Annotated in this window: 3 protein-coding genes and 1 pseudogene; 2 read left to right on the top strand and 2 right to left on the bottom strand. The window is 67.2% G+C overall.

What is annotated here, in order from left to right:
• Window positions 1-25: 25 nt before the first annotated feature.
• Both A3K89_RS21740 and A3K89_RS21735 read left to right on the top strand, forming a co-directional pair.
• On the top strand, window positions 26-14,473 hold the full coding sequence (locus tag A3K89_RS21740) for a non-ribosomal peptide synthetase (RefSeq protein WP_068430618.1): 14,448 nt from the start codon (window positions 26-28) through the stop codon (window positions 14,471-14,473).
• A gap of 47 nt (window positions 14,474-14,520) precedes the next feature.
• The gene (locus tag A3K89_RS21735) at window positions 14,521-15,453 is read left to right on the top strand and encodes an alpha/beta hydrolase (protein ID WP_068430985.1); all 933 of its coding nucleotides are present in this window, start codon (window positions 14,521-14,523) and stop codon (window positions 15,451-15,453) included.
• A 50-nt stretch (window positions 15,454-15,503) separates the two neighbouring features.
• Here A3K89_RS21735 and A3K89_RS21730 read toward each other — a convergent pair whose 3' ends face one another.
• Both A3K89_RS21730 and A3K89_RS25885 read right to left on the bottom strand, forming a co-directional pair.
• Window positions 15,504-16,199, bottom strand: coding sequence for a glycoside hydrolase family 25 protein (locus A3K89_RS21730; protein WP_068430982.1), 696 nt, complete (start codon window positions 16,197-16,199; stop codon window positions 15,504-15,506).
• A gap of 97 nt (window positions 16,200-16,296) precedes the next feature.
• Window positions 16,297-16,452: pseudogene (locus A3K89_RS25885) on the bottom strand (IS30 family transposase); the annotation flags it as partial.

Genomic DNA, 16,452 nt, shown 5'->3' with positions numbered 1-16,452 from the left:
GCTCCCGAACTCGAGAGAGCGACTCGTGGAATCTGTGGAATCGCTGGAACTGCGTGAATTCAGCGTCGATCGCCGCGCCGACGGAACCTCCGAGCCTTTTCCCCTCACGGCGGCACAACGTGGACTGTGGTTCGCCCAGCACCTGATGCCGGACGTACCGATCACGATCGCGAACTTCATCGACATCCGCGGCGAGGTCGACGAGCAGGCGATGCGCTACGCCGTACGTCGCGCCGTGCGTGAACTCGGTGCGGGATCACTACGACTGGTCGAGATCGATGGTGAACCCCACCAATATCTCGAGGCTGCCGACGACGCCGCCGAGCGAGTCGACTTCAGTGACGAGTCAGATCCCGTTCGGGCCGCACACGATTGGATGCGTCGGACCTACTCACGTCCGATCGATCTGACCCGTGACCCGCTCGTTCACGCCGCGATCCTCCGAATCGCCCCCGACCGCACCTTCTGGTACTCGCACGTCCACCACCTCGCACTCGACGGTTACGGCGCCGTTCAGCTGATGAAACGCACGGCCGAGATCTACACGGCCGTCACCGAGGGCGAGGAACCGATTCCGTCCAAGGCCGGCGGTCTGCGCGACGTCTACCGCGCCGAGGACGACTATCGGGCGTCGTCGCGTTTCGGCAAGGACGCGGCCTACTGGCAGGCCAAGTCGCAGAACCTGCCGTCGCCGCCGAGTATCACCGGTGTCGTCGCCCCGCCTGCAGCTCGGTCGCGGGTCTGCGGCGCTCCGCTGTCCGCCGCGATGGAACAGGCCCTCGCCGGTGCCGTCGACCGGTTGGATTCCGCCTTCGCACCGATCGCGGTCGCCGCGGTGGCCGCCTTCCTGTCGCGGATGACCGCGTCGGACGACGTCGTTCTGAGTCTCCCTGTCGCAGGCCGGACGACGGCGCTTCTTCGACGATCGGGCGGCATGGTCTCGAACGTGCTGCCGATACGGGCCCGCATCGACGCGTCGACGACCGTGGCCGATCTGGTGTCGGCCGTGCAGCTCGAACTCACGGGAGCGCTGCGGCATCAGCGATACCGCGCGGAAGACATTCGGCGAGAGAGCAATTCGTCGCAGGACCAGCGTGGCTTCTTCGGTCCGGCGATCAACATCATGGCGTACGACCGGGACGTACGCTTCGGCTCGCGCATCGGTGACGTGAACATTCTGACCACCGGGCCCGTCGAGGACCTGTCGGTGAACATCTACCCGGCAGGCCCGTCGGGCAGCTCGCGCATCGACTTCGAGGCCAACCCGAACATCTACACGCAGAACATGTTCGACGGCCTCTACCGTCGCTTCCTGGAAATGCTCGCTCGCTTCCTCGACGCGGACCCGGCCGCGGCGGTGCACGACCTCGAGATTCTGCACGACGACGAGGCCCGCCTGCTCGTTCCGGCGCGCGGCCCCGGCGTCGCAACGCCTGCACTGCTCCCGGACATTCTCGCCTGCGGTCCGACCACCCACCCCGACGGCACGGCACTGATCGAGAGCGAGCGGCACGTCACCTACCGCGAGCTGGCACACCGCAGCAACGCGATCGCGCGAGCTCTCATCGCCCGCGGCGCGGGGCCGGAGACCGTCGTCGCCGTCGCGTTTCCGCGCGGCATCGATTCGGTGACGGCGTTCTGGGCCGTTGCCGCGACCGGCGCCGCGTTCGTGCCCGTCGACCCGTCGTACCCGCCCGAACGCATCGCACACATGGTCACCGACTCGGGCGCGCTCGTCGGACTCAGTACGCTCGCCGTCGCCGACACCCTGCCGGACCGGGTGCACTGGCTCGCCCTCGACGACGCGGCGTTCCAGTCCGAGATCGCCGACAGGTCGGACGCGCCGATCACGCCCGACGACCGCCGCAGCCCGCTGCGTCCGGACAACACGGCGTACGTCATCTACACGTCCGGTTCGACGGGGACGCCCAAGGGAGTCGCGGTCACGCACGCCGCACTGACGACGTTCACGGCGCGGGAGCGGCCCGAACTCGAACTCACCCCGTCGGCGCGAGTGCTGCGGTTCTCGTCGTCGAGTTTCGACGCGTCCCTGTTCGAGATGATCGCCGCGTTCGGCGCGGGCGCGACGATGGTCATCGCACCACCCGACGTCCACGGCGGCACCGACCTGACCGACCTGCTGAACGAGCAGCGCGTCACGCACGTCATCACGGCCCCCGCACTGTTGTCGACGGTGGACGTCGGCGCCGTCGAATCGTTGGAACACGTTGTCGTGGGCGGAGATTCCTGCCCACCCGACCTCGTGGAGCGGCTTCGCGGCCGCGCCGTTCTGCACAACAGCTACGGTCCCACCGAATCGACCATCGTCATCACGATGACGCCGCCGCTGACCGATCCGCGGGCCATCACCATCGGCACCCCGCTGCAGGGCGCGTCCGCTCTCGTTCTCGATCGGTGGCTGCGACCGGTTCCGCTCGGCATCGCCGGTGAACTGTACGTCGGCGGGCCTGGTCTCGCTCGCGGCTATCTGCATCGTGCGGGTGTCACCGCCGACCGTTTCGTCGCCGACCCGAACGGCAGCGGCACTCGGCTGTACCGGACCGGTGACATCGTGCGCTGGCGCGGGAACGATCCCGCCGACGCCGAGCTCGAGTTCGTCGGACGCAGTGACTTCCAGGTCCAATTGCACGGTCTCCGAATCGAACTCGGTGAGGTCGATGCCGTGCTGTCGTGGCATCAGTCCACCGACTTCGTCGTCTCCGTCGTCCTCGAGCGCGACGGCCGGTCGCAGCTCGTGTCGTACGTCAAGATCAAACCGGACCACGAGTTCGATGCCGCATCGCTGCATGCGCTCGCATCGGATTTCCTGCCGTCGCAAATGGTTCCGGTCCACATCGTCGAGTTGACGTCGGTGCCTCTCACACCGTCCGGCAAGGTCGACCGGTCCGCACTGCCCGACCCTCGGGACCACGACGAGGCCACGCCCCACCGTGTCCCGACCGACGAGACCGAACAGATCATCGCCGACGCGATGGCCGAGGTACTCGGGCGTGACGCCGTCGGCATCGACGACTCGTTCTTCACCCTCGGCGGCGACAGCATCGTCGCGATCCAACTGGTCTCGCGGGCCAAGGCGTCGGGAATCGCATTCACCCCGCGCGACGTGTTCGAGCAGCGCACGGTTGCCGGCCTCGCACGCGTCGCGACGTCCGTGGCCGACCGCGTGCGACTCGACGAACTACCCGGTGGTGGCGTCGGGTCGATGCCTCTGCTCCCGATTGCCCGCAGCGTGCTGGCGCGCACGTCGCGGCGGTCCGACATCGACTACTTCTTCCAGGCACTCGTGCTGACGTCGCCTCCGGACCTGACCGACGACGATCTCGTGCGCACAGTCACCGCCGTCGTCGACCATCACGACATGCTGCGCGCTCGCCTCGTCGATGACGAACTCGTCGTCGACCCGGTCGGCACTACCGTTGTAGCGGAACTCGTTTCGACCGATTCCGGGGATCTCGACGCAGTGGTTCGACGCGCAGGCGAGCGGTTGCGTCCGCGCGACGGAGTCGTGCTGCAGGTGGTTCGCCTGACCGACGCGGATCGTATCGTGCTCGTCGCCCACCACCTCGTCGTCGACGGTGTCTCCTGGCGCATCCTGGTTCCCGATCTCGCGACCGCATGGTCGCAGCGTGCCGGGTCGATCGTGCTGCCGCCCGTCGAGACCTCGATGCGACGGTGGTCGCACGCGGTGCAGGATCTCGAAGTCGTCGCCGAAACCGATTCGTGGAGAGCCGTTCTCGACGGTCCGTCCGGCCCGTTCGACTCGGTGAACACACGGATTTCCACCGCGCACAGCGAACTGACCGTCGAAGCCGACCTCACCGAGAAGCTTCTCGGCAACGTCGCCACCACCTACCGGATGAGCGCCGACGACGTGCTGCTGACGACGCTGGCGATGGCGCTCTCGCGCTGGCAGTCGTCCCCGTCGTTGCTTCTGCAGCTCGAAAGCCATGGCCGGGACGAGGATTCGATACCGGGGTCGGATCTCACCCGGACGGTCGGCTGGTTCACCACGACCTATCCGGTACGGCTCGACGTACCGAACGCCGACGTCGATGTCGTCGCGAAGTCCATCAAGGAACAGATCCGCTCGGTACCGAGCCGCGGTCCCGCATACGGCGTGCTCGCGGCGTCCGGCGCCTTCGACGACCTGCCGCGACCGCAGATTTCCGTCAACTACCTCGGACGCCTCTCCACCCGCATTCCCGACGCTCTGGCCGGCCAGGGTTGGATTCCGGATCTCGCGAGAACCGTGGGGTCCGACAGCGGACGCGACCTGGCCCAGGAGTTCGCCGTCGAGATCGACCTCGCCGTCGTCGACGGAATTCTGCAGGCGCGCATCGGATATGCCGTAGACCTCGTCGATGCCGACGCGCTCGGTGAACTGTGGCACCGCGCGATCGCCCGGATGGTCGACCGCGCGTCCGCTCCGGACGCGGGCGGGCTCACGCCGTCGGACATGTCGTTGATCTCGGTCGATCAAAAGCGAATCGAGCTGTGGGAGAGTCGTTTCGGTACGCTCGACGATGCATGGCCACTGTCGCCGCTGCAGCGCGGACTGCTGTTCCACGCCGATCTGACGCGCGGCGGGGTGGATCCGTACACCGCGCAGATTGTCTTCGCACTCGGAGGTGACGTCGACACCGCACGGCTGCGCCGCGCTGCCGGCCGCCTGCTGGACCGTCACGACGCGCTGCGCGTGTCGTTCGACTCCGACGCTCACGGACGTCCCGTGCAGATCGTGCATCACCACCACGACGTGCCGTGGTCCGAGATCGAAGCCGACGACCTCGGTGACGCCGTCGCCCGGATACGTTCGCAGCCGTTCGACCTGGCCACGGGCCCGCTCGTCCGATTCGCCGTCGTGCGCAGCGGGGAGCGAACGCACCTCGTCGTCACCAATCACCACATCCTGTTCGACGGTTGGTCGATGCCGATCTTCGTCCGGGACCTGCTGGTGCTGTACGCGGCCGACGGTCCGATCCCGACGCCCGCTCCGTCCTACCGCGACTACCTGGCCTGGCTGTCGCGACGCGACGGTGCCGCTGCGCTCACGCGGTGGACGGACGTGCTGTCGGGCTCGACCGAGCCGACCCTGGTGGCCGACCGGTTCACGGGCACGACCGTTCTGCCTCAGGACGTTCCGGTGCGACTCGACGGCCGCGCACTCGACGACCTGGCACGCAGCCTGGGCGTCACGGTCAACACCGTCGTGCAGGTGGCCTGGTCGATCGTGCTGTCCGCGGTGCTCTCTCGACGCGACGTCGTCTTCGGCGCGACGGTCTCCGGCCGTCCCGCCGAACTGGCCGGCGCGACGGACACTCTCGGGCTGTTCATCAACACGTTGCCGGTCCGGGTGCGCACCGAGGTCGCGGACACCGTGCGGGCACTGCTGACCCGCATCCAGCAGGAGCAGGCAGACCTGCTCGATGTCCACCACGTCGGGCTGGCCGAGATCCAGGCAGCCGCGGGACCGGGCGCGATGTTCGACACGCTGACGGTGTTCGAGTCGTACCCCGTCGACCACAATGCGCTCGGCAACGCCACCGACATCGGCGGCATGCGTGTGCTCGGCATCGACGTCGCCGACTCGACGCACTACCCGCTGACCCTCGTCACGGTGCTGGAACCGACACCGGCCATGACGCTGCGGTTCGCGCCCGACGCGTTCTCCCACGGTGAGGTCACGACGATCGCGCAGCGACTCGAGCGCGTCATGGCCGCGATGATCGACGCACCCGAGGGGCGCGTCGTCGACATCGACGTGCTCGGCGAGGAGGAACGACTCGCCGTCACCGGTCGGTGGATCGACACCAGGCGTGAGGTGGCGCCGACGACACTGCTCGATCTACTGCGCGAACCGGCGTCGACGCACGCGGACAGCACGTGCGTGGTGTCCGACGGCCGGTCGCTGACGTACGGCAACTTCGCCGCCCGCGTGCGGTGCATGGCGCGCTACCTGATCTCACGCGGGATCGGGCCGGAAAGCGTCGTCGCCGTGTCGCTGCCGCGATCGATCGATCAGCTCGTCGCTATCCACGCGATCGTGCATGCGGGAGGCGCCTATCTCCCGCTCGACCCGGCACTGCCTGCGGCTCGGCTCGCGCACATGATTGCCACCGCGGCGCCGACGCTCGTCCTGGGGACGCAGATCGAGAGTGCCGTGCCGGTCATCGATCCGAGGGCGCTCGACCTGTCGTCGTTCGACACCGGTCCGATTCTCGACCGCGAGCGCCCGACACCGCTGCGCGCCGACAACACCGCGTACGTCATCTTCACGTCGGGCTCGACCGGAGGGCCGAAAGGCGTCGCGGTATCGCATCGATCCATCGTGAACCGACTGGTGTGGATGCAGGACACCTACCCGATGGACGCATCCGACGTCGTTCTGCACAAGACCCCGACGACGTTCGACGTGTCCGTGTGGGAGCTGTTCTGGCCGCACATGATCGGGGCGCGGACCGTCATCGCCGAACCCGGTGGCCATCGCGACCCCAAGTACCTCTCCAGCTTGATCCACGAGCAGGCCGTCACGACGATGCATTTCGTGCCGTCGATGCTCGATCTGTTCCTCGCGCACGGAGATCTCGACGCGTGCGGCTCGCTGCGGCAGATCTTCGCGAGCGGCGAAGCCCTACCCCGCTCGACGGTCCAGCGCACCCATGCAGCGCTCACCACCGAGCTGCACAACCTGTACGGGCCCACCGAGGCCGCCGTCGACGTCACCTACCACCGCACCGACGCCGACGGCGAAGGCGCCGTTCCGATCGGCGTGCCGGTGTGGAACACCGGCGTGCGCGTACTCGATTCGGCGCTGCGCACGGCTCCGATCGGCGCCGTCGGCGAGCTCTATCTGTCGGGTGTGCAGCTCGCTCGGGGATACGTGACACGCAGCGCGCTGACGTCGGATCGTTTCGTCGCGGACCCGTTCGCGGTCGGCAGCCGCATGTACCGCACCGGGGATCTGGTGCGATGGACGGCGAGTGGGACGCTGGAGTATCTGGGTCGCAACGACTTCCAGGTGAAGCTGCGCGGGCAGCGTCTCGAGCTCGGCGAGATCGAAGCATCGATCCTGAGGACGCCCGGCGTCGCGTCGACCGTTGCGACGGTGTACGGCGAAGGAACGAAGGAACGCCTCGTCGCGTACGTCTGTGGAACTGCCGACGTCGACACGATCCGCGCGCACGTCGAGTCGGAACTGCCCGCGTACATGGTGCCGACGGTGTTCGTCGACGTCGACCGCATGCCCCTCGGGCGCAACGGCAAGCTGGACCGCTCGGCACTACCGGAACCGTTGGCGTCACCTGTTGTTTTCGAGCCACCCGCCGGTGACGTGGAAGTCGCCGTGGCGCATATCTTCTCCGATGTGCTCGAGGCAGTCGACGTCGGTGCCACGACGAGCTGGTTCGAACTCGGGGGGAACTCGCTGACCGCGACGCAGGTGATCGCACGCATCAACTCCGACCTCGGCGGCTCCCTGAGCGTGCGTGATCTGTTCGACGATCCGACGGTGCGTGGTCTGGCCTCCAGAGTCGAGGTCGGTTCGGCGATAACCACTCTCGTTGCCGGACCGAGACCGTCGACCATTCCGCTCGCGCCGAACCAGCATCGCATGTGGCTGCTGAACCGGTTCGATCCGTCGTCGCCCGCCTACAACATCGCAGGCGCGGTCCGGCTCGACGGCGTCGTGGATGTCGGCGCACTCACCCAGGCCGTCGTGGACGTCGTCGCGCGACACCATCCCCTGCGCACCTTCTATCCGGATTCGCCGACGGGCCCACGTCAGGTGATACTCGACGATGTCGCACTCGATGTTCCGGTCGTCGACACCACCGCGGATCGCCTCACCGCCGCGCTGCTGACCGCCGCGGGCCGCGGGTTCGACGTCACGGATCGGCCGCCGTTGCGCGCCAAGGTGTTCCGTCTGTCCGCGACCGAGCATGTCCTGCTCGTCGTCACGCATCACATAGCGGCCGACGGCTGGTCGATGCGGCCGCTTGCGCGAGACGTGATGCTGGCGTACACCTCTCGCGCGCACGGTGTCGCTCCGTCGTGGAACGCCCTGCCCGTGGAGTACGCCGACTATGCGCTGTGGATGCTGGACAAGCTCGGAGCGGAGGACGATCCGGAGTCGGTGGCGTCACGTCAGATCGATTTCTGGACGCGAGAACTCGACGGTGTTCCGCACCGGCTTGCTCTGCCGACGGATCGTTCTGCGCCGCAGACCTTCTCCTATCGCGGAGACTCGGTGTCGTTCGCAATCCCCGACGACGTCCGCACATCCGTCGCCGACCTCGCCGCGCGCACCGGAACGACCCCGTTCATGGTGCTGCACGCGGCGCTCGCGGTTCTGCTCGCACAGTTGTCGGGGGAGCGGGACATCACGATCGGTACCCCGGTCGCGGGCCGCGGTGAGCAGGCGCTCGACGATCTGGTCGGAATGTTCGTCGGCACGTTGGCACTACGGGCCTTCGTGGACTCGGCGTCGAGCTTCACCGATGTTCTCCAGCAGGTCCGGGACCGTGACCTCACCGCCTACGCGCATGCCGACGTGCCGTTCGACCGCCTCGTCGAACTCCTCGCTCCCGCACGTTCCACCGCGCACCATCCGCTCTTCCAGGTGATGCTGTCGCTCGACGAGCCAGCCCCGGCCGTCGAACTGCCGGATCTGACCGTCACCCCGTTGACCGGCGTCGCACCGATCGCGAAGTTCGATCTGCAGTTCGGTATCGATTCCACTACGTACGACGGAACTCTCACGTACGCAACCGATCTCTTCGACCGCAGTACCGTCGAAAGATTCGCCGAGCAGTTCGTGCGCATTCTGACGGCGGTGCTCGCAGATCCGGCGACGGTGGTCGGGGACATTCCGGCGAGCCGCCCGTCGGTGCTGCGCGGCCGGCCGGGTGCCGCGCGACGAACCCTGCCGGACATCATGGCTGGAGCGCTGAAAGCCGGAGATGTAGCTCTGCTTCACGGTGAAAGAGTCTGCAGCTACATCGAACTCGACGCAGTCTCGAACTCCGTGGCTCGACAACTGATCGCCCGCGGCGCAGGACCGGAGACGTCGGTCGTCGTCGCGCTCTCTCGGAGCGTCCAGTCGATCGCCATGGTGTGGGCCGTCGCGAAGACCGGTGCCGCGTTCGTGCCCGTCGACCCGCGCTATCCGGCGGACCGGATCGAACACATGCTCACCGATTCCAAAGCGGTGCTGGGTATCTCCGACACGATCCGGCTCGGGGGCATCGACTGGATCGACCCGGGCGATCTCCCCGACGGTTCCACGGCACCGATAACGGATAGAGACCGCCTGCTGCCGCTGAGGCCCGCGCATCGCGCGTACGTCATCTACACATCCGGTTCGACGGGCCTGCCGAAGGGTGTTGCCGTCACACACGCGGGCCTGGCACATCTGACGGCCGAGTTCGTCGAACGCTTCGGACTCGATCCCCGCAGTCGCACACTCCATTTCGCGTCCCCGAGCTTCGATGCCTCGATTCTGGAACTCCTGATGACCGTCGGCGCAGGGGGCACGATGACGATCGTCGACCCCGACGTCTACGGTGGCGCCGAGCTCACGGCTGCTATGCACGGCGTCACGCATGCGTTCCTGACGCCGGCGGCCGCCGCCACGGTCGATCCGGATGCCCTCCCCGAGCTACGAGTACTCGTCGTCGGCGGCGACGTGTGCAGTCCCGAGCTGGTACGGACCTGGGCCGACCGCGTCTCGCTGTTCAACGCCTACGGGCCGACGGAGTGCACGATCGTCGCCACCCTGGAAGGCCCGCTCGACGCCGACACACCGGTTCGTATCGGCGGACCGACCCGCGGGATCGACGCCTACGTCCTCGATGCGCGACTGCATCCCGTCGGTCTCGGGGTCGTGGGCGAGCTGTACGTGGCCGGTGACGCGCTCGCCCGCGGGTACCACGGCAACCCGGCACTGACGGCAGCGTCGTTCGTCGCCGGGCCCGGTGGTGAGCGGCTGTACCGCACCGGTGATCGGGTGCGCGTCGTCGGGGACAGCCTCGAATACCTCGGCCGGGCGGACGCGCAGGTGAAGGTCCGCGGCTTCCGCATCGAACTCGGCGAGGTCGACGCGGTACTCGCGCGGCATCCGAGCGTCGCCCACGCGGTGTCGGCGGTGCACGCTGACAGCGTCGTCAGCTACGTCGTCCCCGCAGGTGGGGACGTGGACGACGCGGCGCTGACGGACTTCGCGCGACAGTCTCTGCCGTCGCACATGGTTCCTCGCTCGGTCACCACGATCGACCGCGTCCCGATGACGGAGGCGGGCAAGATCGATCGAAAGGCGTTGCCGCGTCCTGTCTTTGCAGGCGCCGACTACGTCGCACCGCGCACGAACAGCGAGATTCTGGTCGCCGACGTGTTCGAGACGGTCTTCGCGGTGGACCGCATCGGCGCCCAGGACGACTTCTTCGACCTCGGCGGCACGTCGCTCGTCGCGACGCGTGTGATCGCCCGCATCAACGAGGAAGCCGGGACCGCACTCGCGGTACGCGCTCTGTTCGAAGCATCGACCGTCGCCGGGCTCGCGGCGCGGGTCGACGATGCGGAGCGGTCGTCGCTGCCGCGGTTGATCGCCGCCGATCGTCCGGACCTAATCCCGTTGTCGGCCGCCCAGACTCGCATGTGGTTGCTGAATCAGGCTGCGCCGGACAGCCCGGCGTACAACATCGCGTTCGCGGTACGACTCACCGGAGCGCTCGACGCCGATGCGCTGCGCCTGGCCGTACACGACGTTCTCGAGCGGCACGAGTCGCTGCGCACGCTGTACCCAGTCGCCGACGAGCCCGAGCAGGTGATCGTGGACGCGGCCGATGTCGGCCTGGATCTGCGCGTCGCCGAGGTCGACGAGAAGAACGTACTCGCCGCCGTGACCGATGTCCTCGGTCGCGGATTCGACGTCACCGCGGCTGTTCCGATTCGCGGCGCCCTGCTGCGGACCGACGTCGACAGCTATGTGCTCGTCCTCGTCGTGCACCACATCGCGGCCGACGGCATGTCGATGGCGCCACTGGCTCGGGACGTCGTCACCGCGTATTCTGCTCGGCTGCAGGGCACTTCACCCGGATGGGATCCGCTTCCCGTGCAGTACGCCGATTTCGCGGTCTGGCAGCGCACGGTACTCGGATCCACCGACGATGCGGACTCGGTCGCGTCACAGCAGCTCGGCTACTGGCGTCGCACGCTCGACGGGCTGCCCGACCTGCTCGAACTTCCCACCGACAGGCCGCGTCCGGTGGTGGCGTCGCAGCGCGGTGCGGAGGTCGGATTCGACCTCTCACGAGACGAGGCGGCGGCCGTCCGATCGCTCGCACTTCGCTCTGGCGCCTCGGTGTTCATGGTCATGAATGCCGCGTACGCGGTCCTGCTTGCGCGGCTGTCGGGAACGACGGACATCGCCGTCGGTACCACCGTGTCGGGCCGCGGCGCCGGGGCACTCGACGACGTGGTCGGCATGTTCGTCGGGACGCTCGTGCTCCGGACCGAGTATCGCGCCGGCGAGAGTTTCGAGGACTTGGTGCAGCGGGTACGTGAGACGAATCTGGACGCGTTGGCGCACAGTGACATTCCGTTCGAACAGGTCGTTCAGGCGGTCGCGCCCACGCGGTCGACGTCGCACGCGCCGTTGTTCCAGGCGTTGCTCGCGTACGAACCGCAGCGGCCGACCACGCTGGAGTTGCCGGGTCTGACCGTGTCGGAGTTTCCGTACGAGTCACCCGTCACACGATTCGATCTGGCACTCACCCTCACAGACGTGGCCGACGGCATCCACGGATCGCTGCGCTACAGCACCGACCTGTTCGACGCGGCCACCGCGAGGCGGTTCGCATCGATGTTCGGTGTGATCGTGACTGCGGCGATGCAGGATCCGAGTCGGGCGGTGGGAGACATCGAGTTGCTGTCCGCGGCCGAGCGAGCGGCGTCGACGCCGGTACACGGCGCGAATGCGGTTCGGCCACAGACGCTCTCGCAGCTGATCGACACGGCCGTCATGGCCAACCCGAACGGCATCGCCGTCCGGTGGAACGGTCACGGACACACCTACCGTGAGGCGGACGAGGCGTCGAACAGGCTGGCTCGGGTGCTTCTCGGGTACGGAATCGGGCCGGACACCGTCGTCGCACTCGGTCTTCCGCGGTCGTGGGAGTCGGTGGCGGCAGTGTGGGCGGTGACGAAGACGGGAGCGGCCTATCTGCCCGTCGATCCCACCTATCCGCGAGACCGAGTGGCGCACATGGTGTCCGATTCCGGAGCGGCGATGGGGATCACGCTCGCCGCGCACAGATCGTCTCTGCCCGACGGGATCACGTGGCTCGAACTCGATGACGCGGACACCGTCGCCGATCAGGATGGAGCGTCCGCCGAACCGCTGGGCGCGGACGAACTCGCCGGGGTCGTAAGGCTCGATTCCGCCGCGTACGTCATCTACACGTCCGGCTCGACCGGGCTGCCGAAGGGAGTCGTCGTCCCCCATCGCGGTCTGGCGAATCTCGCTGCAGCACGGCGTGATCTGCATCGCGTGACGGCCGAGTCGCGGTTCCTGCACGCGGCGTCCCCGAGCTTCGACATGGCCGTCGGTGAGATGGTGTCGGCGCTGTCCGCGTCGGCCACGCTCGTCGTGTCTCCGCCGGAGATTCTGGGTGGTGACGAACTGGGCGACCTGATCCGATCCGAGGGCGTCACCCATGCGCTGATGACACCGTCCGCGCTGTCGACACTCGACCCGGACGGCCTCGAGACGCTGCGCGTCGTCTGCGTCGGAGGTGAGGCGTGCAGTCCCGAGTTGGTCGCGCGCTGGGCACCGGGGCGGCTCATGCTCAACGGATACGGACCGACCGAGGCCACCGACATCTCGACACTCGGCGCAGTCGACGTCGGCGCGCCGGTCGACATCGGTGCACCCATAACAGGTTTCGAGGCAGTCGTACTGGATTCCCGCCTGCACCCGGCGCCGGTCGGCGTTCCCGGTGAGCTGTACGTCGCAGGGCCCGCGGTGGCGCGCGGCTACCACGGGCGAGAAGGCCTGACGTCGACGCGTTTCGTCGCGAACCCGTTCGGAGCGGGCCGGATGTATCGCACCGGCGACATCGTGCGGTGGACCCCCGGCGGCCGTCTGCGCTACAGCGGCCGCGGTGACTCCCAGGTGAAGGTACGCGGCTTCCGCATCGAACTGGGGGAGATCGACGCGGCACTGTCGACGCATCCCGACGTCGACTTCGCCGTCACGATCGGCCGACCCGGCCCGTCGGGGGAGACGATTCTCGTCTCCTACGTACTCGGCAGTCCCGACGACGCGCGTGCCCATCTTCGAAAAATGTTGCCGAGCTACATGATTCCGTCGGCTGTCGTCGTTCTCGACGCGGTGCCGCGGACACCGACAGGCAAGTTGGACACGGCACGGCTCCCCGCTCCGAATCACGCCGAGCGGAGCTACACACCGCCCACCACAGAATCCCAAGAGATCGTCACACGTGTATTCGCGGAGGTACTCGATATGAACAAGGTTGGCATCGACGACGACTTCTTCGCCCTCGGCGGGACGTCGCTGACGGCGATGCGCGTCGTCTCGGCCATTCGAGAGAACACCGGGACGGTGTTGTCGCTGCAGGCGCTGTTGACCGAACCGACGCCCGAATCGATTGCGGCTCTGCTCGATTCAGAGGGGTCGGCGGGCTCGTCCTACGACATCGTGTTCCCCATACGTACGGAGGGAACGTCCGCGCCGCTGTTCTGCATCCATCCGATCGTCGGATTGTCGTGGTGCTACACCGGATTGGATCGATACACGGACGGCCCGATCTACGGCCTGCAGACGCCCGGTCCCGCCGACTTACCCGATTCTCTCGGCGGTGTGGCGCGCCGCTACATCGAGGAGATCGAGAAGATCGCACCCGACGGGCCGTACCACCTGCTGGGCTGGTCGCTCGGCGGCACGATCGCGCACGAGATGGCCGTGCAACTCCGCGACGCAGGCAAGGACGTGGCGTCGCTGACTCTGCTCGACAGCCACGCCATGCAACCCGAGGACGTCTGGAACGCCGAGATTCCGGCGTCGGATCTGCTCGACGCGGTGGGACTGTCGTTGCCCGGCGTCGAGAATCAAGTCGTCGCGCTCGACACTCTGCCGACATTGCTCGGCGGGTCCGGAATCATCGAGACCTCAGACGCCGAACGGCTTCTCGCCGCGGCACTGCACAATCACGATCTGGCGGTGCGCCATCGTCCACGTGTGTACGACGGCGACGTCCTCTACGTCGCGGCAGGGATGGAAGATCGGTCGGGTGTCGCCACGTGGCATCCCTACGTCCGCGGTGAAATCACGAATGTGTCCGTCGCACACTCGCATTGGCAGATGATGTCCGCGCCTGCCGTCAAGACCTACGGCCCGGTGGTTGCGCGGCGGCTGTCCCGAGGTGGTGGGCGGTGATCTGGTTACGCCGCGCGGTCCTCGGGGTTCTGGCTCTGTTTCTGCTGATGCCGACGGCTGTTGCCGTCGCCGATCCGCCCAGCTCGGTGGACCGTATCGACAAGAAGGACGATCGCCGCTGGGACGTCTTCGTCTACTCGCCGTCGATGGATCGCGTCATCCAGCTGCAGGTGCTTCGTCCCGCAGACACGTCCGCACCGCGGCCGACGCTGTACATGCTCAACGGTGCAGGCGGCGGCGAGGACGGCGCGAACTGGTTGCGGCAGACGGACATGTCTCAGTTCTTCGGAGACAAGAACGTCAACGTGGTCATCCCCGTCGGCGGCTATCTGTCGTACTACACCGACTGGCAGCACGACGACCCGGTGCTCGGCCGCAACAAATGGCAGACCTTCCTGACGCAGGAGCTCCCGCCCGTACTCGACGACGCACTGGATGCCAACGGCGTCAACGCAATCGGTGGACTGTCCATGTCGGCCGGATCGGTGCTCGATCTCGCGATTCAGGCTCCCGGCCTGTATCGAGGAGTGGCGTCGTACAGCGGGTGTGCGCAGACGTCGGATCCTGTGGCACGCAACTTCGTTCGACTGCTGGTCGAAGCGCGCGGCCGCGGCAACACCGACAACATGTGGGGTCCCGACGGAGACCCGCGCTGGGTCGAGCACGATCCGTACGTCAACGCCGAGAAGCTTCGCGGACTCGAGCTGTTCGTCTCCAACGCGACCGGGTTGCCGGGGCCGTACGAGGTGCCGGGCGTCGTCCGGCCTGCGGGATCGCCTCCGCTACCCGATCAGATCGTCGTCGGTGGCGCGATCGAGGCCATCACGAACAGCTGCGCGATGCGGCTGCAGCAGCGTCTCGACGACCTGGGCATACCCGCCGACTTCGACCTCGGGTTCCCGGGCACGCACTCGTGGATGTACTGGCAGGATGCGCTGCGGGCGTCGTGGCCGACGCTGGCGAGGGCATTGGGCGCCTAGCCCACGTGCGTGCGAATGTATAGCCCGCTATACATTCGCACGCACGAGGGCTACCAGCGCGCCAACCGCCGAAGATCGCCGCCGGACCCGCTGTAGTTGTTGATGTCGGTCGGCGCCTCGATGCCCGGGATGCGACCGTTGTCGGTGAACTGCCAGAACATCCACTGCGTCCACCCTCCCGGAAGCGGACCGAGAGTGTCGTTGTAGTCCGCGATCCACAGGGGATAGTGGTTGAACTCGTGAGTGTCGGCCATCGCCGTCCGCCAGAAGTTCGGATAGGTGTAGATGATCGGCTGGCGTCCGGTCAGCGCCTGCACCGCGTTCAGGTAGCGGTGTGTCCAGTCGATCAGTTGTGCCGGCGAAAGACCGTGCGACCGTTCGAGATCCAAGACCGGTGGCAGATCACCCGGTCCGTTGATGCCGAGGACGACCGTCGAGTAGTACGCCGCCTGCAGTTCGGGTGACTCCCGGACGTCCGCGTAGTGATACGCGCCGCGAGCGACACCCGCGACCCGCATGACGACGCAGTCCTGCACGAAGTACGGGTTGACGTAGTTCAGACCCTCGGTGGCCTTGACCATCGCGAAGTCGTGGCCCGATTCGCGCACTGCGAACCAGTCGATCGCGGTGCCGTCGATGTGTTGCCACGACGACACATCGGGCCCCTGTGGATTCGCCGACGCCACTGCGGGCATCGCGCACACGAGCGCACTGGCAAGAACGACGGTCGCAACACTGCGTTTCATGGCCACTCGCTGACGGTAGGTAGCCGGCAGCGACGGTTCAATGGTGAGTCGTCACAGACCTCGTGCGCGCGAATGTATAGCGGGCTATACGGCGGTCTCAAGCGGTCATCGCAACGAGCGTCTTGTCGTATGCCTTCAGAGGAGTATCCCATCCGAGGGTCCTACGGGGACGGTTGTTGAGTAGGTCCTCGACCTCGGCGAGCCGTTCCGGGGAGTGAACGGACAGATCGGTGCCTTTGGGAAAGTACTGACG

Source organism: Rhodococcoides kyotonense (assembly GCF_001645385.1).
In the GTDB taxonomy this organism is placed as follows: Bacteria; Actinomycetota; Actinomycetes; order Mycobacteriales; family Mycobacteriaceae; genus Rhodococcoides; species Rhodococcoides kyotonensis_B.
Note: the sequence above shows the minus strand (reverse complement) of the source record. Positions and strands in the feature narration are given on the sequence as shown.

Coding starts and splice junctions, on each gene's coding strand:
- A3K89_RS21730 (WP_068430982.1), bottom strand. CDS start 16,199: ATGAAACGCAGTGTTGCGACCGTCGTTCTTGCCAGTGCGCTCGTGTGC.
- A3K89_RS21735 (WP_068430985.1), top strand. CDS start 14,521: ATGCCGACGGCTGTTGCCGTCGCCGATCCGCCCAGCTCGGTGGACCGT.